The 19,352-nt window shown below is 59.1% G+C and carries 21 protein-coding genes and 1 tRNA gene; 13 read left to right on the forward strand and 9 right to left on the reverse strand.

Annotation, left to right across the window (positions count from 1 at the left end; genetic code table 11):
* Positions 1-119 precede the first annotated feature (119 nt).
* Positions 120-320, reverse strand: a complete 201-nt coding sequence (locus ACP7DW_RS24065; protein ID WP_010396213.1) for a YbdD/YjiX family protein — start codon at positions 318-320, stop codon at positions 120-122.
* Positions 320-2,380, reverse strand: a complete 2,061-nt coding sequence (locus ACP7DW_RS24070; RefSeq protein ID WP_426057045.1) for a carbon starvation CstA family protein — start codon at positions 2,378-2,380, stop codon at positions 320-322. The genes ACP7DW_RS24065 and ACP7DW_RS24070 overlap by 1 nt, the downstream gene beginning before the upstream one ends.
* 245 nt (positions 2,381-2,625) lie before the next feature.
* Between ACP7DW_RS24070 and ACP7DW_RS24075 the strand changes: the two genes are divergently transcribed.
* From ACP7DW_RS24075 to ACP7DW_RS24095, 5 genes are all read left to right on the forward strand, one after another.
* Positions 2,626-3,996, forward strand: coding sequence for a cache domain-containing protein (locus ACP7DW_RS24075; protein ID WP_426057044.1), 1,371 nt, complete (start codon positions 2,626-2,628; stop codon positions 3,994-3,996).
* A gap of 28 nt (positions 3,997-4,024) precedes the next feature.
* The gene (locus tag ACP7DW_RS24080) at positions 4,025-4,654 is read left to right on the forward strand and encodes a response regulator transcription factor (RefSeq protein ID WP_426057043.1); all 630 of its coding nucleotides are present in this window, start codon (positions 4,025-4,027) and stop codon (positions 4,652-4,654) included.
* A 265-nt stretch (positions 4,655-4,919) separates the two neighbouring features.
* Positions 4,920-6,044, forward strand: a complete 1,125-nt coding sequence (locus tag ACP7DW_RS24085) for an EAL and HDOD domain-containing protein (RefSeq protein WP_426057042.1) — start codon at positions 4,920-4,922, stop codon at positions 6,042-6,044.
* Between the two features lies 1 nt (position 6,045).
* Complete coding sequence (locus tag ACP7DW_RS24090; protein ID WP_426057041.1) at positions 6,046-8,091, forward strand: putative bifunctional diguanylate cyclase/phosphodiesterase; 2,046 nt, start codon at positions 6,046-6,048, stop codon at positions 8,089-8,091.
* Between the two features lie 118 nt (positions 8,092-8,209).
* A tRNA-Ser gene (locus tag ACP7DW_RS24095) sits at positions 8,210-8,299 on the forward strand.
* A gap of 467 nt (positions 8,300-8,766) precedes the next feature.
* On the opposite strand, the gene ACP7DW_RS24100 is transcribed toward ACP7DW_RS24095, so the two are convergent.
* The gene (locus tag ACP7DW_RS24100; RefSeq protein WP_426057040.1) at positions 8,767-9,348 is read right to left on the reverse strand and encodes a hypothetical protein; all 582 of its coding nucleotides are present in this window, start codon (positions 9,346-9,348) and stop codon (positions 8,767-8,769) included.
* 586 nt (positions 9,349-9,934) lie between these two features.
* On the opposite strand from ACP7DW_RS24100, the gene ACP7DW_RS24105 reads away from it, so the two are divergent.
* Positions 9,935-10,486 (forward strand): hypothetical protein, encoded by a 552-nt coding sequence (locus ACP7DW_RS24105; RefSeq protein ID WP_426057039.1) that lies wholly within the window; start codon positions 9,935-9,937, stop codon positions 10,484-10,486.
* A gap of 111 nt (positions 10,487-10,597) precedes the next feature.
* On the opposite strand, the gene ACP7DW_RS24110 is transcribed toward ACP7DW_RS24105, so the two are convergent.
* Together ACP7DW_RS24110 and ACP7DW_RS24115 are read right to left on the reverse strand one after the other, a co-directional pair.
* Entirely contained in the window at positions 10,598-11,575 is a 978-nt protein-coding gene (locus tag ACP7DW_RS24110) for an IS481 family transposase (RefSeq protein WP_426057038.1), read from the reverse strand.
* Between the two features lie 137 nt (positions 11,576-11,712).
* Positions 11,713-12,504, reverse strand: coding sequence for an alpha/beta fold hydrolase (locus tag ACP7DW_RS24115; protein ID WP_426057037.1), 792 nt, complete (start codon positions 12,502-12,504; stop codon positions 11,713-11,715).
* Positions 12,505-12,722: 218 nt separating this feature from the next.
* On the opposite strand from ACP7DW_RS24115, the gene ACP7DW_RS24120 reads away from it, so the two are divergent.
* Positions 12,723-13,115, forward strand: a complete 393-nt coding sequence (locus ACP7DW_RS24120; protein ID WP_426057036.1) for a GFA family protein — start codon at positions 12,723-12,725, stop codon at positions 13,113-13,115.
* 178 nt (positions 13,116-13,293) lie between these two features.
* Here ACP7DW_RS24120 and ACP7DW_RS24125 read toward each other — a convergent pair whose 3' ends face one another.
* Entirely contained in the window at positions 13,294-13,677 is a 384-nt protein-coding gene (locus ACP7DW_RS24125; protein WP_426057035.1) for a c-type cytochrome, read from the reverse strand.
* Between the two features lie 202 nt (positions 13,678-13,879).
* The gene (locus ACP7DW_RS24130) at positions 13,880-14,275 is read right to left on the reverse strand and encodes a hypothetical protein (RefSeq protein ID WP_426057034.1); all 396 of its coding nucleotides are present in this window, start codon (positions 14,273-14,275) and stop codon (positions 13,880-13,882) included.
* 131 nt (positions 14,276-14,406) lie between these two features.
* On the opposite strand from ACP7DW_RS24130, the gene ACP7DW_RS24135 reads away from it, so the two are divergent.
* The 5 genes from ACP7DW_RS24135 to ACP7DW_RS24155 all read left to right on the forward strand — a co-directional run bounded on the left by ACP7DW_RS24135 (position 14,407) and on the right by ACP7DW_RS24155 (position 16,841).
* Positions 14,407-14,913, forward strand: coding sequence for a GNAT family N-acetyltransferase (locus ACP7DW_RS24135; RefSeq protein WP_426057033.1), 507 nt, complete (start codon positions 14,407-14,409; stop codon positions 14,911-14,913).
* Between the two features lie 30 nt (positions 14,914-14,943).
* On the forward strand, positions 14,944-15,390 hold the full coding sequence (locus ACP7DW_RS24140) for a hypothetical protein (protein WP_426057032.1): 447 nt from the start codon (positions 14,944-14,946) through the stop codon (positions 15,388-15,390).
* A 220-nt stretch (positions 15,391-15,610) separates the two neighbouring features.
* On the forward strand, positions 15,611-15,919 hold the full coding sequence (locus ACP7DW_RS24145) for a hypothetical protein (protein ID WP_426057031.1): 309 nt from the start codon (positions 15,611-15,613) through the stop codon (positions 15,917-15,919).
* Positions 15,920-16,079: 160 nt separating this feature from the next.
* Positions 16,080-16,277 carry a DUF3079 domain-containing protein gene (locus ACP7DW_RS24150; protein ID WP_426057030.1) on the forward strand — a complete coding sequence of 66 codons (198 nt, stop codon included), beginning with the start codon at positions 16,080-16,082 and terminating at the stop codon, positions 16,275-16,277.
* A gap of 69 nt (positions 16,278-16,346) precedes the next feature.
* Positions 16,347-16,841, forward strand: a complete 495-nt coding sequence (locus tag ACP7DW_RS24155; protein ID WP_426057029.1) for a prolyl-tRNA synthetase associated domain-containing protein — start codon at positions 16,347-16,349, stop codon at positions 16,839-16,841.
* 9 nt (positions 16,842-16,850) lie between these two features.
* On the opposite strand, the gene ACP7DW_RS24160 is transcribed toward ACP7DW_RS24155, so the two are convergent.
* A complete protein-coding gene (locus ACP7DW_RS24160) occupies positions 16,851-17,996 on the reverse strand; it encodes an MFS transporter (protein WP_426057057.1) in 1,146 nt (381 codons plus the stop codon).
* 245 nt (positions 17,997-18,241) lie between these two features.
* Here ACP7DW_RS24160 and ACP7DW_RS24165 point away from each other — a divergent pair, with 245 nt between their 5' ends.
* Positions 18,242-18,859, forward strand: coding sequence for a TetR/AcrR family transcriptional regulator (locus ACP7DW_RS24165; RefSeq protein WP_426057028.1), 618 nt, complete (start codon positions 18,242-18,244; stop codon positions 18,857-18,859).
* A gap of 13 nt (positions 18,860-18,872) precedes the next feature.
* On the opposite strand, the gene ACP7DW_RS24170 is transcribed toward ACP7DW_RS24165, so the two are convergent.
* Positions 18,873-19,343: a GNAT family N-acetyltransferase gene (locus tag ACP7DW_RS24170; protein ID WP_426057027.1), complete on the reverse strand. Its 471-nt coding sequence runs from the start codon at positions 19,341-19,343 to the stop codon at positions 18,873-18,875.
* Positions 19,344-19,352: the final 9 nt, after the last annotated feature.

Here is a 19,352-nt window from a genome sequence, read left to right on the forward strand (position 1 = left end):
CCGGACCCAAGCGTCGCGAGCGGAAGGCAGAGGTGGCCGAGAAGCGCAACCGTACTCTAGTACGGTGAGCATCGCAGGCTACCTATGCCGACGCGCAGCAGCTTGGGTCCGGTGTCAGCCTAACAGCAGCCGCCGCGCTTGCCGGCTCCGCCGTAGCGGGCTTCCTGCCGTTCGCGGAAGAACTCTTCATACGTCATCATCGGCTCGCCGGGATGGGTCACTTCCCGGTGCGCCACATAGGTGTCGTACTCGGGCAAGCCGCACATGAGCCGCATGCTTTGCCCCAGATACCGTCCAGCCTTGATGATTTCGTCGATCATCATTGCACCGTGGGCAAGGCCTGGAACGGCGTTTCCTTGGTGCTCGGCTGGCTGTCGGCGCGCGCCTTCAGGATGGTGCGGATGCCGAAGAACAGCACGCTGATCACGACGATGACGAAGAAGGCGGCCAGGCCGGCGTCCAGGTAATCGTTGAAGATGATCTGCTGCATCTGCGCCACCGACTTGGCCGGCGCCAGCAGGGTGCCTTCATCCAATGCCGCCGAGTATTTCTTGGCATGCGCCAGGAAGCCGACGCGCGGGTTGGCGTCGAAAATCTTTTGCCAGCCCGCCGTCAACGTGCACAGCAGCAGCCAGATGGTCGGCGTAATCGTCACCCACGCATAGCGGCCTTTTTTCATCTTGAACAGCACGCAGGTGCCGAGGATCAGCGCGATGGCCGCCAGCATCTGGTTGGCGATGCCGAACAGCGGCCACAAGGTGTTGATGCCGCCCAACGGATCGACCACGCCCTGGTACAGGAAGTAGCCCCAGGCCGCCACGCACAGGCCCGTGGCCAGCAGGTTGGCGATGACGTTTTCCGTCTGTTTCAGCGCTGGCACGAAGCTGCCCAGCAAGTCTTGCAGCATGAAGCGGCCCGCACGCGTGCCCGCATCGACGGCCGTCAGGATGAACAGCGCTTCGAACAGGATGGCGAAGTGATACCAGAAGGCCATCATGGCCTTGCCGCCGATGGCGCCGGAGAGAATCTGCGCCATGCCGACCGCCAGGGTCGGTGCGCCGCCGGCGCGCGAGATGATGCTGTGCTCGCCGACGTCCTTGGCCGTCTGCGTCAGCATTTCCGGCGTCACATAGAAGCCCCATTGCGAGATCGCCTGTGCGGCGGACTCGGCTGTAGTGCCGATCAGGGCGGCCGGGCTGTTCATGGCGAAATAGATGCCCGGCTCGATGGTCGAGGCGGCCACCAGGGCCATGATGGCCACAAACGATTCCATCAGCATGGCGCCATAGCCGATGAAGCGGGCGTGGCTTTCGTTTTCAATCATCTTCGGCGTGGTGCCCGAGGAAATCAGCGCGTGGAAGCCGGAGACGGCGCCGCAAGCGATCGTGATGAACAGGAAGGGGAACAGATTGCCCGACCAGACGGGGCCGGAGCCGTCGATGAACTTGGTCATGGCCGGCATTTTCAGGTAAGGCGCGACGACGATGATGCCGATGGCCAGGCCCAGGATGGTGCCGATTTTCAGGAAAGTCGACAGGTAGTCGCGCGGCGCCAGCAGCAGCCACACGGGCAGCACGGAAGCGATGAAGCCGTAGCCGATCAGCATCCACGTCAGTTCCGTGCCCGTGAACGTGAACATCGGACCGAGCACCGCGTGTTCCTGCACGTATTGGCCGCCGATGATGGCCAGCATCAGCAGCACGAAGCCGATGATGGAAATCTCGCCGATGCGGCCCACGCGGATGAAGCGCGAGTACACGCCCATGAACAGGGCGATGGGAATCGTCGCCATCACGGTGAAGCTGCCCCATGGGGAGCCGGTCAGCGCCTTGACGACGATCAGGGCTAGCACGGCCAGGATGATGACCATGATCATGAAGCAGCCCAGGAGCGCAATCATGCCGGGAATTTCGCCCAGTTCAGCCTTGATCAGGTCGCCCAGCGAGCGGCCGTCGCGGCGCATGGAAATGAACAGCACGATGAAATCCTGCACGGCGCCCGCGAACACGACGCCCGCCAAGATCCACAGCATGCCCGGCAAATAGCCCATCTGCGCGGCCAGCACGGGGCCGACCAGGGGACCGGCGCCGGCAATCGCGGCGAAATGGTGGCCGAACAGCACATACTTGTTGGTCGGCACATGGTCGAGGCCATCGTTGTGCTTGAAGGCCGGCGTCATGCGGCGTGCGTCCAGACCCAGCACCTTGTCGGCGATGAACAGGCTGTAGAAACGGTAGGCGATCAGGTAGACGCAGACGGCGGCGATGACGATCCAGATTGCGCTGATCGGTTCGCCACGTTGCAGGGCGACGACGCCCAGGGATCCGGCGCCGGCAAGCGCAAGCGCTGCCCAGCCGAGCTGTTTGAAAATGCGGTTCATGCTTCCTCCAGAGATTGACGGGCGCTGTGCCGTGCGATGATGTGTGTTGCGGGTCCTGGTCGTCGCCAGTTTGATGTGACTTTTGGTGTATTTGCAGCTTATGGCAAGTATTCAGGAATCGTATAATTGCCGCAAGCGCACGACTACGCAGTAACGCTCAGTATTACTACGCAGAATGATCGCCGCGCCGCGACGTAAAATCACGTATTCCCACCAGCATCGACGCCGCCGGAGCGCGCCAGGCCATGAAACTCAGACAGAAAGTCATCTTCCTGGCCATCACGCCGCTCATCCTCGCCCTGTGCGCCATCGCGTTTGCCGTGCGGCACCAGGCGATTACCCTGGCCGAGCAGCAGCGCGCCACCATCCAGCAAGCCTATCTGGCCAGCAAGGAAGCCGAACTCAAGCATTACGTGACCCTGGCCAGCCATTCCATCGCGCAGCTGGTCCAGTCAGGGCGCAAGGATGCCGCCACGCAAGAGGAAGCCAAGCGCATCCTGTCCGCCCTCAGCTATGGCGACGATGGCTATTTCTTCATCTATGATTTGCAGGGCAGGTCGCTGATGCATCCGCGCCAGCCGGAGCTGGTGGGGCAGAATCTGTGGGAGTTGCGCGACGCGGACGGCAACCTGACCATCCAGCGCCTGATGCAGCGCGCCAGGAGCGGCGGCGGTTTCGAGCGCTACAACTGGATCAAGCCCTCGACCAACAAGTCCGCGCCCAAGCTCGGCTATGTGATATTGATGCCGGAATGGGGCTGGATGATGGGTACCGGCATCTATATGGATGACGTGGACCAGGCGCTGGCCAAGGTCGACGCGCAGCAGTCGCGCAATATCCGCTCGACCATGGAGCTGATCGCCGCCATCGCCATCCTTGGTTCCCTGCTGGTGGCCGCCTGCGGCCTGGTGCTGAACTTGCGCGAATTGCGCGTGGCCGACGCCAAGCTGAAAGTGCTGGCGCAGCGCGTGGTCGAATCGCAGGAGGAGGAGCGGGCGCGGCTGTCGCGCGACTTGCATGACGGCATCAGCCAGTGGCTGGTGTCGATCAAGCTGCAAATCGAGGCGGGCATCGCGCGCCTGGCCGGCAATGCCGAGCAGAAAGAAAAGGCGCCCGCCACGTTCGAGCGGGCCGCCGAGCAGCTGAACAAGGTGCTCGGCGAGGTGCGGCGCATTTCGCACAACCTGCGCCCTGCCATTTTAGATGACCTGGGCCTGGCCGCCGCGCTCGACCACCTGGTGCATGAATTTAACGACAGCAGCAGCGCGCAAGCCAGTTTCACGGCCAGCCCGGCGGCGGCGGGCGAGAGCTTGCCCGACATGGTCAATACCGTCTTGTTCCGCATCGCCCAGGAAGCGCTGACCAATTGCGAGCGCCATGCCCACGCCCGCGGCGTGGAAGTGAGCCTGCGCGAGGCGGGCAAGGCGGTGGAATTGCGCATCCAGGATAATGGCGGCGGCTTCGACTTCGACGGCATCGCCCTGCATCCGCAGCGCGGCATCGGCCTGCGCAACATGACGGAACGCATGGAAGCCATCGGCGGCGGCCTGCACATCACCTCGTCTGCGGCCGGCACCGTGGTGCTGGCGCGGCTCGTCCTTCCACCGAAATACTGATGAATAGATACCGAGAAGATACCGAAACATGACCGAGAAGATCAACATCCTGCTGGTGGACGACCATCCCCTCGTGCGCGACGGCTTGCGCGCTCGCCTGGAAGCGGTGGCGCATTTCGACGTGGTGGCCGAAGCGGGCGGCGCCGACGAAGCGCTGGCCCAGGCGCGTGCGCACCAGGTGGACCTCGTGTTGATGGATATCAATATGCGCGGCATCAACGGCATCGAAGCGACGGCGCTGTTCAAGCAGGCGTTTCCGCAGATTGCCGTGCTGATCCTGTCCATGCACGACAAGCTCGAATATGTATCGCAAGCCATCGCCGCCGGCGCGCGCGGTTATGTGCTCAAAGATGCTCCAGGGAAAGATATCGTCTTCGCCATCGAGACGGTGATGTCCGGCGGCATCTATTACAGTGCGGCCCTGGCGCGGCAGTTATCGCGCCCGCAAGTGCACGATTCCTTCCTCACCACGCGCGAGCAGCAAGTGCTGCAACATATCGCGGCGGGCCAGTCGAACAAGCAGATCGCCCGCGACCTGGACTTGAGCGTGCGCACGGTGGAGACGCACCGGCTGAACATCAAGCGCAAGCTGGGCATCGAAGGGCAGGCCGAATTGATCAAATATGCGGTCGAGCATGCGCATGGCGGCGGTGCCTGAACGGCGCTGGCGTCATGGTGTTTTTTTCAAACCCGCATGACAGGCCGGTCTCCCGGGGGAATGTTTTTTTTGAATATTTATTGCCAAAATTAAACTGTTTCGCGGGTGAGATTCGGATAGAATGATTCTCGCTGTCGAAATGGCATCCCTGTCGGGCCAGGGTTGCCAATGCTGGTCAGTTTATTTACTATGGCGCCCTACCCACACTGAGATACCGATGTCAGCGTCTGAATCAAACCTGTTTCCGTTGGTGGGATTACAAGCAGTGGCCAATGCTCATAACGAGTGGGTCGCTGTCACCTTGCATGTACCGCAGGCCTCGACGGCGCCGCTGCTGGCGGCGCTGGCCGCTGCCGATGCGTATGCCTTCCTGGCGCCGCTCGACTGCATCATTCCCCTGGCCGACCCGCATGGTGTGGACGAGGCCGTGCTGGCGCAACTGGTGCCGCAACGCACCATCTTCCGTTTGCCGGCGCAGCTTGCCGGCGACAAGCAAATCCAGAAAAAATGCCAGCAATGGCGCGACGCCGGCTATCGCATCCTGCTCGATGGCGCCGATGCCGGTCCCGTGGTGGCGGCGCAGGTCGACGCGCGCGCGCTGAGTTTTGACGCGGCGGGCGCACGCCCGGCCCTGCATCAGCTGCTGCCCTTGCCGGGGCCGCACCTGGCCTACAACATCGGCGACGCGGGCCAGCTTGCCGCATTGCAAGAAATCGGTGTGAGCTGGTTTGCCGGTGACTACGCCTTGCAGCATGCGCGCCAGCAAAGCGAGCCGGAAGACGCCACCTCGCGTCGGCGCTTGCTGGCGCTGCTGGGCCTGCTGGCCCGCGATGCCGACGCGCACGAGCTGGAAGTGCCGCTCAAACAGGACCCGTCGCTCAGCTATCATCTGTTAAAACTGGTCAATTCGGCCGCCTTCGGTTTCACGGCGCCGATTACCAGCTTCAGCCAGGCCATCACCCTGCTGGGCCGACGCCAGCTGCAGCGCTGGCTGCAACTGCTGCTGTATGCGCGCCAGCAAGACGATGGCAAGATCCACGCGCTGCTGCCGCTGGCGGCCGTGCGCGCGGCGCAGATGGAAGCGCTGTGCCAGCTGCGCGGCGGCGACCGCGATGCGCAAGACCTGGCCTTCATGACGGGCGTGTTTTCCCTGCTTGACGTCCTGCTGGGCATGCCGATGGAAGAGATCATCGCCACCCTGAACCTGGCGCCCGAAGTCAACGATGCCTTGCTGGAACGCAATGGCGAGCTGGGTACCTTGCTGGCGCTGGTTGAAAGCGCCATGCCGCCGCCCGAAGGCTTGCGCCGTGCCGGCATCGATGGAGAAACCTATTGGCGCAGCCTGCTACAGGCCTACCAATGGGCCATCCAGGTCAGCCGGAACCTCTAGCATGACCTTGCTGCCGGTGTCGGATTACCTCGGTGACAGCGCCGCCCTGTGCGATGCCGTCGTGCGTTTGCGCGGTCCCGCGCTGGTGGCTGAGCTGGGCCGTATCGCCAGCGCCGTGATGGCCAGTCCGCATGGCCAGTTTCTGCCTGCGGGCAGCATGGACGCCGCTGCATCGTCCGCGATTTTTTCCAGCGACACGCCTGCCTTGCTGCAGGAAATCAGTTTTGACGGCCACTGCTTCGGCCACTACAGCGTGGCGGGGCGCAGCCTGTACAACGACGCCGACCGTCGCCAGCTGGCCAGCCTGGCCTCGCTGACGGCCGGCGTGCTGCAGGTGCATTCGCTGGCGCAACGCTCGACCCATGCGTTTGCGCAAGTCGAAGCCTTGCTGGCGCAGCAGACGCAAATCCTCGACCAGTTGCACGAATCCGTACTGACGATGGACTTGACGGGCTACATCACCAGCTGGAACAAGGGCGCCGAACGCCTGTTCGGCTACACCTCGGTGGAAGCCGTGGGGCGCAACATCCTGTTCCTGTACGATGATGAAGATACGGGCTTCCACGACGCCTTCCTGGAACAGGGAGGGCGCCTGATGGAGGTGCGCCGCCGAAAGAAGTCGGGCGAAATCTTCTGGGCCAGCCTGTCCTTGTCGCCGCTGCAGGACATGGACGACAAGCCCATCGGACTCATCGCCTACCTGACGGACATCACGGAGCGCAAGCTGGCCGAGGAGCGGCTGCACCACCTGGCGTATTACGACCCGCTGACCAGCCTGCCTAACCGCACCCTGCTGGCCAAGCTGGTCGACCAGGCCCTCTCCGTGGCGCAGCGCAGCAAAATGCTCGGCTGCGTGCTGTTCATCGACCTGAACCGTTTTAAACTGATCAACGACACCCTGGGCCGGCGCATCGGCGATGAACTGCTGCGCCAGGTTTCCTTGCGTTTTCGCAAGGTATTGCGCGACCAGGACCTGGTGGCGCGCCTGGGCGGCGACGAGTTCGCCGTGGGCCTGTTCGACATCGGCCAGCACTTCGAGGCCAGCATGGTGGCGCAAAAGCTGCTCGCTTCCCTGGTGCAACCGTTCCTGATCGAAGGCCACGACTTGCGCGTGGGCGCCAGCATCGGCATCAGCGTGTATCCGCAAGACGGGCAGGACGCGGAAACCCTGCTGCGCCTGGCCGACATCGCCATGTACCGCGCCAAGCAGGACAGTGGCGGCGAAGCGGAAAGCGTGGCCTTCTACAGCCACGACATGAACCTGGGCATGCAGGCACGCATGCGCCTGGAAACAGGCTTGCGCCAGGCGTTATCGGAACAGCAACTGTTGCTGCACTACCAGCCGAAATACGCGCTGGGCAGCGGCCGCATCATCGGCGCCGAAGCGCTGGTGCGCTGGCACCACCCGCAACACGGCATGATCCCGCCCGCCGAGTTCATCCCCCTGGCCGAATCGACGGGCCTGGTGGTGCAAGTGGGCGAATGGGTGCTGGAAGCGGCCTGCGCCCAGGCGCAGGCGTGGAAACTGGCGGGCCTGCCGCCGATCCGCCTGGCCGTCAACGTCTCCGCGCGCGAATTCACCTCGGCCCTGCCCGTCAGGGTAGCGGCCACCCTGGCCCGCTACGGTCTGGAAGCGGCCTGGCTGGAACTGGAAATCACGGAAAGCACGCTGATGCACAACATCGAGCGCGTGATCGGCATCATGGACCGCATCACGGCGCTGGGCGTGGCCCTGTCGCTGGACGACTTCGGCACCGGTTATTCAAGCTTGTCCTACCTCAAGCGTTTCCCCATCGACACCTTAAAAATCGACCGCTCGTTTACCACCGGCATCCCGACAGACGCCAGCGACTGCGCCATCGCCAGCACCATCATCAGCATCGCCCAGCAGCTGCACCATAAAGTGATCGCGGAAGGCGTGGAAACGGCGGAGCAACTGGCGTTTTTGAAGAGCTCCGGCTGCGACGAAGTGCAGGGCTATCTGTTCTCGCGCCCGTTGCCAGCGGTGGCGTTCGAGAGGGCGCTGCGGGAAAACTGGGGGCTGTAAGGCTTCTGCTTTGGTGTCTGCGCAGGTATCGCCCCCGGCCCCGGCCGCTGGGAAAATAAGACCACGACAGTACTAGCCATTGGTAAGCCACTGAGCTTTATGTATAATGCTGCCATCAGGAAGCGTGGCCGAGTGGTTGAAGGCACTAGTCTTGAAAACTAGCGACGGGTTACACTGTTCGTGAGTTCGAATCTCACCGCTTCCGCCAGGAAATAAAGAAACCGCCTTCGGGCGGTTTTTTATTGCCTGGCGGAAGCGAGCAGGGCGCCTGCGCGCCCTGCGTGTGAGATTCGAAGGGCTGGGCCTACCGGCCCAGCCCGCCCCGAATCCTCCAACCGCTGCCGCCGCGCGGCAGCTCCGCGCGCCGTGGGCGCGCGTTCGTGGTTCTAATCAGCTTTTCAACTGATCCAGCCTGTAACGACGGTCAACGCATCAGTTTGTGTCCGAATGGCGGACCTGACCCTCGCGCCGTGATAGTTGGCAAACATATGCCGCTAGCGTAGAACCCGGGGCGTGACCGGTAGCGTCCGCCCAACAGTTGCCGGCCAACGAACCCCGTGCTTCGTATAGCAATCGCCAATATTTTGACTAGCAGTTCGCAGTTTCAACGTTGAAACTCTGTCGAATACCAGGTTTTCGGCCGCACCTTCAACGTTGAAAACAAAAAAGTGCCGGCTATTCCATTTCTGGCCTCTCTAACTGCGTAGTGTCGTAGTGACCGTAGCTCAGGAGGTTGCCTCGCTGTTCCGAGTAGTCTGAAAGTTGATGATTCACTTCGACAATTCGCGTCAGAACCTTTTCCAGTGCGTCGGATGTCAGCTGCGCATACTCTTGATGAAGCGTTCTATCTTGAATTTTGATACGCACGAACGTGTAGCCCTCCTCGTCCGTGCTTCGCCAGTCCGCATGCACGACCAAGTTCCTGAGTCTTCCAACCTCAAGTAACCCGTCAATCAAGCCCTTATATGCTGGTGCCTCGGGGCTGAAAGCCCCGTTAAATGACTCGGAGAGGCGTTTGAAAAGGTCGACTTTGGAGGAGTAAGGGGAGCCGTGCAGAACGATGAGGCCAGGCTCTTCGGTGCGGTCGGAAATGATATCGCAGATGAACAAGTCCAAGGACTTTTCGAGGGCATTGAAATACATTACGACGAGACCGATGAGCGGCAACGATTCGTCGAGAAATTGCTCGGCAGCTTTCTCATCTTCAATGTCATGTCCGAGATTTTGTACAAAAACCTTCAACCTTCGTTTCATCATCACTGTTGCCCTTACGTCGAAATTTATCCAAAAGGCAAGTATATTCTCGTATTGCCCCGCAGACGTGGTCAACCGTATTTAAAGGCTGAAAAGAACGAGTTCGCAGGAGTGTTGCTCCGTTGGCAACTGTATTTTTATACAGTATTGTATTCACTATTCCGTAAATGGAGCATATGATGAATGAGCACCGCAGCCTCGGTATCGACTACAACGATGTGCCTGCCGATTTCCCATGTGAGCACGGCACTTCAAACCTAGAGCGCTGGGCCGACTGGGGCGTCTGTGAGGAGTTGGCCAAGTATCTTGGTCGAGAGTGCATCGAGGCGAAATCACGTGCGCACAGAGCAGAGCGCCCCGTAGACATCTTGCTGAAATCATTTGTAAGGGTGTCGGCCCTAGGCTGGGGTGAGCCCGCGGAACTTCGCTGGGTGTTCAGGCGCGTTGCGGTGCTGCTCGCTTGGCCGGCGCCCGATATCGTAAGGCGGCCCTAATACCGCCTAAAGCATCCAATCCATGAAAACACCATGCAATTGATTCAGCAGGAAAAGTTGCTTGGCGTTACAATTGTTTTCATAAAGGACATAAGATGAAAAAAGCAATGAACTCACTGAAATTTCTGGCCGCAGGCCTGTTTGCCGTCGCGATGATGGGCTGCAGCACGACCAATCACCTGTCCGTCGAACCGTGGCAGGGCCAAATTTGGCGCGGCGTGGTCGTCGCCAACTTGGTGGATACTACGGACTTCCGCCCAACCGATAAGGCATGGATTACCGCCGTGCACTATGACGACCAACGCGATTTCGGTATGCGTATGGCACGCGTGCATATCTCGTCCGGCTGGAATTCGGTAATGGCCAATGCTGGAGTCCCTGACAGTATCGAGTTTGCCCAGATTCCGAAAGGCACGCTGGTTGATATGGTTACGGAGACCGGGCCGGATATGAACTATGCGCAGCAGCGCTTTACACGCATCATCCGCGTAATCTGTGCCAAGGGTGATGACAAATGCTTTGACGTAGAGAACAAGGCAAATCGCGTGCGGGCCGTAATTGACGCACACCCCGGCGACGTCAACAAGGAATATGGCCTAACGTTTAATCGTCGTACAACGAAAGAAGATGTTTCCAAATACAACTAGGCTTCCTTCGGACCTAGTCGTACCGAAGTAGTCTAACGTCCATGCTGGTGGTTATACGTCAGAATATAACGCCAGTTCTCTGTACTAATCACTAGCGAGGCCCGGAGGGGTCTAGCTGTCCAGTCCCGTTTGATCATAAACGCGCTTGACGAATAGCTCCGGTTTCTTTTGCTGCCATTCTTTGAGCGCCTGGATGGGTGTTTTGGCACCGATGGCCCGTTGTGGAATGTGGTGGTTGTAAAGCTTTAAATAGTTGAGCAAGGTAGTCTCCAGATCAGCCCGACTATCGAATCGGGTCTGCTGCAATAGCTCGCTGATACGGCCGTTGAATCGTTCGACCATGCTATTCGTTTGCGGATGCCGGGGCGGTGCCAGGCGGTGTTCGATGCCCATGGTGGTGCAGACTTTATCGAAGGCGTGCTGGCCACTGGGCTTCCTGTCCTTTGTTGTGAAGCGGTCGGTGAATTGCGAGCCGTTGTCGGTCAGCAGTTTAATGATCTTGATCGGCGAGGCCAGCTTGAGCCGGCGCAGGAAGTCGACGCTGCTTTTGTCTGTCATGTCACCGTAGATATGCAGGAACACCCAACGCGTGGCGCGGTCGATGGCCACGAACAGATAGCGGCGCGAGGTTTCGTCTGGCATCTGCGGCAAGTATTTGATGTCGACGTGAACAAAGCCGGGTTCGTAGTCCTTGAAGGTCTTCTTGGCCGAGATCGTTTCTCCCTCGGCCTTGGGAATCACATCTTCCAGGCGGGCCATGCCTTCGCGCTTGAGCAAACGCGCAATGCCCGAGCGGGAGACGTCGGGATTGATGTATTGCCGGGTAATGTACAGCAAGTCGTCGAGCGGCAGGTAGAGCGACTGGCGCAGTGACAGCACGATGGCCTCCTGCGTCGCGCTCAGCGTGGTATGCAGCGTATGGGCCCGGTGCGAACGGTCTTGCACATCGTCCCGCTTGAGCCACTTGGCAGCCGTGGCACGAGTGATATTGAAGACTTTGGCGGCTTCGCGGTCGGACAGTCCGGAGTCCTTGATTTCCTGCCGGATCTTCGGGGTGGTGCGGGCTTGGGGATGAATGCGTGAGCTCATGGACTGAAGTTTATGCGATGTGCTGTAACCGGTGGGACGATCTCGGTGGCAAACCGCCGATCAACTCGTCAAGCACAGCTTTGGCCCGGAACAGGGCCATGCTGCGACGAGGAATATGATCGCACGAAACTAAACAACTAACATGTCTTGGTAATCTGATGGACAAGAAAATCGTGCACCACCTCCATGAATAAAACAGGAGCATCTTTGTATGCCTCGTGCCCTGCATATGGGATGTTCAGGAAGGCACAACCTTTTATTTTATCTCGTAGTTCAGCGATGCACTTTAACGAACAAAGATGATCTTCGTCGCCCCGCACCAGCAACGTTTTTGCCGTGATCTGCTTGATCAGATTGCCAGGGTAAGCGCTGTGTTTGATATCTGTCCAGAGCGATACAACCGATTTGATCAACGTATCAAAGTCTGGTTCTGGATTGTTCTCTCTGTAGTAGGAGACTGCATCGGGAAATTTTGTCTCCCAGAAATCTGCCGTCACGCCACTTAACATGGGAAGGATCGGGTCGTCCGCTTCCATTTGACTTTGAGCCGCCACCGCCACCAGTCCCTTGATCCGCGCTGGGGTTTCAGCGGCCATGCGCAAGGCAGTGATGCCACCGTCACTAAAGCCCAGTATGGAAAAACAATCGATGTTCAAGTGCGCCAGAATAGCTTCAACATCTGCTTGATATCGTTGATAGGTCAGGCGGGATTTTCCGAGCGTCGACTTGCCTTGTCCACGAAAATCAACGCCAATCAATCTAAATTCACTTGCAAGTTGAGCGACAATGCCATTGAAGTCTGTCAGGTTGCCTAAGCCGCCGTGCAGTAACAGCAATGGACTCCCGATCGGATTGCCGATGATTTCAAAATATATTTCGGCATCATCAACGGATAAGTGCTGGCCTGAAGAATGCGTAAAAGTAGTCATGGTGAATTTATCCCTGTAACCTTTTAGTTTTTGATTTGCCGATCTTACGTGGGTCGACTGTCAGTTTTTGTCAGTATCTGATCGGTATCTGGCCCTTTGCTCTCTCTCGCCCGCACGGTGCTTTCTGCTTTAACTTCTGAAAAATTCTTCCATGTGGATCTTGTCTGTCCAGAAGTACTGTGTAAAAATACAGTGTCAACTTTCAAAAAGGACACCTCATGATCAAAGGCAGTTGTTGCTGTGGTTCGGTAAAGTTTGAATTGGCATCCCCTCCAAGCATGATGGGCATGTGCCACTGCTCTCGTTGTCGGAAGGCCGGAGCGAGTGCCTTGGCCTTTGTTGATAAAAATTCTTTTACCTTGCTGGAGGGGCGAGAATTTATTCAACGATATGAACCAGAGCCTCCGTTTACATATGCAAGAACTTTTTGCAAGAATTGCGGAACTTCGTTGGGGGAAATTGGTTCAGAGAATGATTCATTTCCAATATCCGTTAACTGCCTGGATGATGACCCTGAGGTAAGAATACAATTTCATGTGTATGTTGGCTCCAAGCCTGCATGGTATGAAATTTGTGACAATGCAAAACAGTTTCAAGAAAGTCCAACATAAATCAAAAAAAGCCAGTCAGTTGACTGGCTTTTTTATCGCACTGTTGATATTTCGAAGAATATCGATGTTCGTTGAATGCCGCCGTATCCTGCGTGTGAGATCTGAAGCGCCGGGCCTGCCGGCCCAGCCTGCTCCGAATTCTCCAACTGCAACTTCGCGACTGATCTCGTCTGAAAAGTCATCGATTCTTCAAAATCACACCACTCATGTATTGATTCAAGTCGCGAAAATCCTGAACCTTCCATGCGTACGGCGATATTTTTACGCCATTTTCTCGCAAAGTTTTTGGAATCAAGTCGCCATTCGGGCGAAGTATGACTGATGAAACAATAACGCCCGGATAATCTTTCAGACGTTTTTTGAAGGCGGAGGTTGTGAGGTCAGGCGTGGAAGGATTGCTTTTATTCGCCAGTGGGCCGGTTCCATTGATATCTGTTCCATGGCACATGGAGCATCGCTGTATATATAGATTTTTCCCGTTGATATTATCCGCGAAGGATGGTGATGCCTGAATTAGCGATAGCATTCCTAGCGAGGCGATGAATGATATTTTGATTTTCATGTAGTCTTGTATCAATAAAATCTGAGTCGATGATTATATCTGCCGTTGTTCGGTTGCACCATTTTAGGGATTCAGGAGCGAAATTGTGGTGCCAGCGATAAGGCCGCGTCGCGTGGTTCCGCTTATCTCCTCGCTTGAGCCAGCTTCTATGACATCCAGCACCTCCGTTCGTGTGCAATGCCATGGAATGACCCCGATGTGCTCATGTATGCGCCATCGGCCCCTTGTTGATGGGGACGAACACTGTCCATTTCTTTTGTATCGTGGGCTTGACGGTCTGGTCGCAACTTACAGCAACATTCGGTCCAGACAGGCCATGGCTCTTCGGAACCCATTTCACGCGCAGAGACACCGCACATTTGGCAACCAGAATCTTCCGGTTCGGCTCCATGGCCTGCCACTTTGTTCCATTTTTCAGATTCTCTGCTGCGATGAACTGTACCGCGGCCTCCCTTATCTCAAACAATCCATGTATGTCACCGCGTGTCCTATCCTCGTCAAGCGTGCTGGCAAACGCCGATGAGGCACCCGCAACAAGAAAAAAAGAGCTAGCAATGGTGGTGCACACGCGTTTATTCAATCGTAACGGTAGCAACATATTTATAATCCTTGCCAAGTTTGTTTTTTATCAGATAAGTTTCAGCGTGCCTGCTGCGTGACCTGGCCGCCTCGGTCTTGATGAGCGTTAAATGCGGGCATGCATCTTGTCGATGGCGCGACTGGAGCCTCATGACGCGCCAGCCCCTGCCCGCAAGACAGAACCGCTTATTGCGCCATTATCTGGCAGAAGCGGTTTCCCATGCGCGATCTCCTTACACTCATGAACCAATGAAAAACATCACTGTCGAATATCGTCATAACTTTCCGCTTGATCCGGTGGACGTCGTTCGCGTGTTCGATCACTCCGGCATCAAGCGGCCCACCGGCGAGCTCCCGAGAATCGCGCGCATGTTTGCCGCGCCTTGCCTGTTGCTGTCGGCATGGGTGGATGGCGAGCTTGTGGGACTGGCCCGGTCGCTGACCGACCATGCGTATTGCTGCTATCTCTCGGACCTGGCCGTCGACAAGCACTACCAGGGCCTGGGTATCGGCAAGGAGCTGGTCAAGCGTACCCAGGCCATCATCGGCGATGAAGTGTCCCTGATATTGCTCTCCGCTCCCGATGCCATGTCCTACTATCCCACGCTCGGTTTTGAACTCGCCGGCAATGCATACGTCATTCGGCGCAAACATTGAGTGAGCGCTTACAATAACTCTTGCACCCTTATGATACCTGTCTACACCCTCACCGAAGCCCTGGCACAAGACCCCGCTCGCGTCACCAGGACGCAATCGCTCACCCTCGACAGCGCCAAGCCCCTCATGGGACTGAAAGGCAGGCACGGCCTGTTTGCCTCGGACGCATGGTGGGACAGCATCAAAGCCGGCCGCATCCAGACGCAAACGGTGACGGGCAGCATCGAACGCACGTATTTCGCGGGCCAGGACAGCCGCCGTGGCGATCAGGTCAACAGCTTTACCCTGCGCCTGGCTGACGGTTCGACAGTCGACGAAAGCATCTATACGCACCGCAAGCAGGACCTCGCGCTGTTCGTGCCCGGCGCCACGGTGACGATGGTGTATGCGCTGGATGAACTGAAGGAACAGCCGGCCGCGGATGGCCGTGTCAATGTCGCGCGTATCGTGCTGGAAATGTCCATTTCTACGCGATAAAGCGATTAAATGCAGTTGATACCGCTCCCCCATACCTCTTGTCTCGTGTCAAAACCATTCCCGCTAGCATGCATTAAATTGAGGATATATCATGACGGGGGCGCGATGGACGACGAACTCAGTGGTAAATGCGATCGCTGCAACATATGGGGTAAAGAAATACAGCGGACCTGGAAGCGACCGGCCACATTGGTCGAATAATGGCTATTAAAGGAAAATCATGCGATTTGTTTTTATGATGGCAGCTGTTTACTTTGTTTTTCCTTTGGCCTTTTCAGCCGAGCTACTCCCCAAGGATGTCAACAGGTTTATTTATAACGCAGAAGCATGTGAGCACTTGGCGGGAGAGTTTGATGGGGAGCTACCTAAACGGCAGCAGGATGAAATTCTCAAGAACATACATAAATACTGCAAGGCGGCGAAAAATCAGCTGAGAATTCTTGAGATGAAATACCAAGGCAACACCAAGATGATGAAGGTCATCAAGAGTAATGCTAATGATGCGGTGACCAGTTATGAGAGGCAATGACATTCGCTGGTCTCCTGGGTGAAGGTAGGGCTGCAAGCTGTCGCGACAGCAATCTTCGCAAACTTGACTTAAGCAAATTCCCCACCGAAATTCGTTTGACCGCCCCCCGCGCCAGGTCTAGAGTCGTCGAAGAGACCTCAACCGACTGCATCCCCACGCCATGGCCAAGCCTTTTCCCTTGAACCCCAAGAATCCCGAACGCATCTGCTGGGGGTGCGACAAGTATTGCCCGCCGGACGCCATGCGTTGCGGCAATGGTTCCGAGCGCACGCAGCATCCCATCGAGCTGTTTGGCGAAGGCTGGAATGACTGGGGGCTGGCGGCCGCTGACAAGAAAGAGGACGAACGCAAGCCTTAAGGCAAGCGCACCACGCGGCGCGCCGCTACAATTGCCCATCGCACACGCGCCCGCGCTGAGAACATCACCATGCAAGAAATCCTGTCCCGCTGGCTGGCAAGCAGTGCCGGTGACTCCACCTTGGTCGAACACCCGGCCGTGCACACCATCGATGAAGCACTGAACCACGTGCCGGCCATGTCCGGCCTGATGGTGAAAAACCTGTTCGTGCGCGACGAGAAGGGCCGGCGGCATTTTCTCGTCATCGTGCCGTTCGACAAACGCATCGACCTGGCTGCACTGGGGCGCTTGCTGACGGCCAGCAAGTTGAGCATGGCCTCGCCCGAGCGCTTGCTGCAGCACTTGGGCATCACCCCAGGCTCCGTCAGCCTGTTTGCGCTGATCCACGACGGCGCGCACGCGGTGGAACTGGTGCTGGACCAGGCCGTATGGGAAGCTGATTCTATGCAAGCCCATCCGCTGCGCAACACGGCCACCGTGGCGCTGTCGCATGCCACCTTGGCCAGTTTCCTGGTGCATACGGGGCACGTGCCGCGCATCGTGACGGTGCCGGCGGCTGATTAAACGGTCGCCTCAGTGCCCGGCCACGGGCGCACTGCCGCTGCGTCGGCCGGGCCGGAAACCATGTGCGCTGGCCGACCAGGCGACCGTGAAAGCCAGCACCAGCAACGCCACCATGGCCCAGGGAAAGGCGCCCGCGCCCCAGGTTTCCAGCAGGGCGCCACCCACCACGCCCGCGGCTGCAATCGCCCCATTCCACGCCACCACATTCATCGACAAGGCCACGTCGGCGCCGCTGCCGGCCGTGTCGGCCAGCGCTGTCTGTAACAGCGTTGCCGCGCCGCCGAAGGACAAGCCCCAGACGGCCATGCCCAGGTAGACGACGGCAGGGAGGTGCGAGGCGATGCCCAGCACCAGGGCCGTCGCGGCAAACACGGCCAGGCTGGCCAGCACGCTGGCGCGCAGGTGGCGCTCGACCAGCTTGCCCGTGATCCAGATGCCGGCCATGGCGGCGGCGCCGAAGACGAGCAGGACCAGGTCGATGCGTCCCGTCAATCCGGCAGGGGCCACAAACGGGGCGATGTAGGTGTAGAGAATATTGTGCGCCAGCATCCAGGCGATGACGACGGCCAGCACGGGCCGCACGCCCGGCGTCGTGAAGACGCGGCGCAGGGGCAGGCGTTCATGGACGGACTGCCCCGGGTAATCCGGCACCTTCGCCAGCACCCAGGCGATCAGGACTAATGTCAGGGCGGAAATGATCCAGAACGCGGCGCGCCAGCCGACCAATGAACCGAGCAGGGTGCCCAGCGGTACGCCCAGCGACAGGGCGACGGGCGCGCCCACCATGGCCAGCGCCAGGGCGCGGCCTTGCTGCTGCGGCGCCACCATGCGCCGCGCGTAGCCGGCCAGCAAGCTCCACGCCAGTCCGGCCGCCATGCCGGCAAAGAAGCGGGCCGCCAGGGTCAGCCCGTAGTGCGACGACAGGGCCGTGACGGTATTGAACACGAGAAAGCCGATGATGGTCAGCAGCAGCACGTTGCGGCGGCGCCAGCCGCGCGTGGCGATGGTGAGTGGAATGGCTGCCAGCAGGGAACCGAGCGCATAGGCCGTGACCATTTGCCCGGCCAGCGCGGCGCTGATGCCCAGGCCCGCGCTGATCTGCGGCAGCAAGCCGGCGGGCAGGGTTTCCGTGACGATGCAGATAAAACCCGTCATGGCCAGGGCCAGCAGGCCGGCGACGGGGAGGCGGTCGGCCAGCGCAGCGCTGGTTCCGGTAGTGAGTGTGGCGTGATTCACGGCAAACATCCTTGTAAAGAGATCAGGCGCAGGAGTGCCCTGACCGTCGTGGCGATACATATATATCAATCGGTACAAATATAGGCGATGGCGCGCTCCGTTGTCAATGACTTCTGTATCGAGTAGTATGTAAGTCGTGGTGAGTAGATGAGAAGGAGCAAGCAATGGCGCAAATGGGACGGCCGCGCACGTTCGACCGGCAGGCAGCGGTCGAGCAGGCCATGTTTTTATTCTGGCAGCAGGGATATGAATCGACGTCCTTGAGCCAGCTCAAGGCGAGCCTGGGCGGCGGCATTTCCGCGCCCAGCTTTTATGCGGCGTTCGGCTCGAAGGAAGCGCTGTTCCGCGAGGCCGCACAATGCTATCTGGACACCTTTGCGCGCGTGACGGCGTGTTTGTGGGACGATGGCCTGGCGCCGCGCGCCGCTGTCGAGCAGGCCTTGCGCCAGTCGGCGGCGATGCAGTCCGAGCCGGGGCATCCGCCGGGCTGCATGGTGGCGCTCGGCTGCATGAGCGCGCCGACGGCCGAGCATGCGGCCGTGGCCGCACCCCTCACCGCTTCGCGCGCGCGCACGCGCGCCGGCTTCGTGCATTGCGTCGAGCGGGGGATGGCCAGCGGAGAGTTGTCCGCGCAGACGGATGGGCTAGCGCTGGCGGCCGTGTTTGACAGTTTTTTATCGGGCGTGGCGATCCAGGCCCGCGATGGCGTGGGCTACGCCGTGTTTGACCCTGCCATCACGCAGGTGATGCGCGTGTGGGATGCCAGCCGCGTGCCGGGCTAGGCCGGGCTAGGCGCTAGGCCGTCAGGCGAAACTCCAGTACATCGTCGCCATACTTGTCGGTCTCTCCCGTCGCGGTCCAGCCCAGGTAGCGGTAAAAGCCGTAGGAGCGCGAAGCGGGATCGCTGGAGCAGCCGAGGAACAGCCGCTGATGGCCCTGCGCGCGCAGTTCCGTCATCACCAATTCCAGCAAGGTCTTGCCGATGCCCAGTCCTTCGAATGCCGGCAGCAGTGCCAGGACGATGATTTCGCCCGTGTCGCGCGCGCCAAAGCAGTAGCCGGCCAGCTGGCCGTCGTGGTGGCAGACCTGGCCGGGCAGGCTGCCTGAGCGCATCATCTCGGCCCAGGACTCGGCCGTGATGCCCACTTCTGCCAGACGCTCCGCGGACACGGCATTTTGCCGCGTCTTGCCGCGCAATGCGATGAAGGCCGGGGTGTCGTCCGCCCTGGCGGCATGGAAGGTGATCGATGCTGGATGTGTCGTCATGTCTGCGTT

This window comes from Janthinobacterium sp. PSRC1-1, assembly GCF_049897525.1.
Classification (GTDB): Bacteria; Pseudomonadota; Gammaproteobacteria; order Burkholderiales; family Burkholderiaceae_D; genus Janthinobacterium; species Janthinobacterium tructae.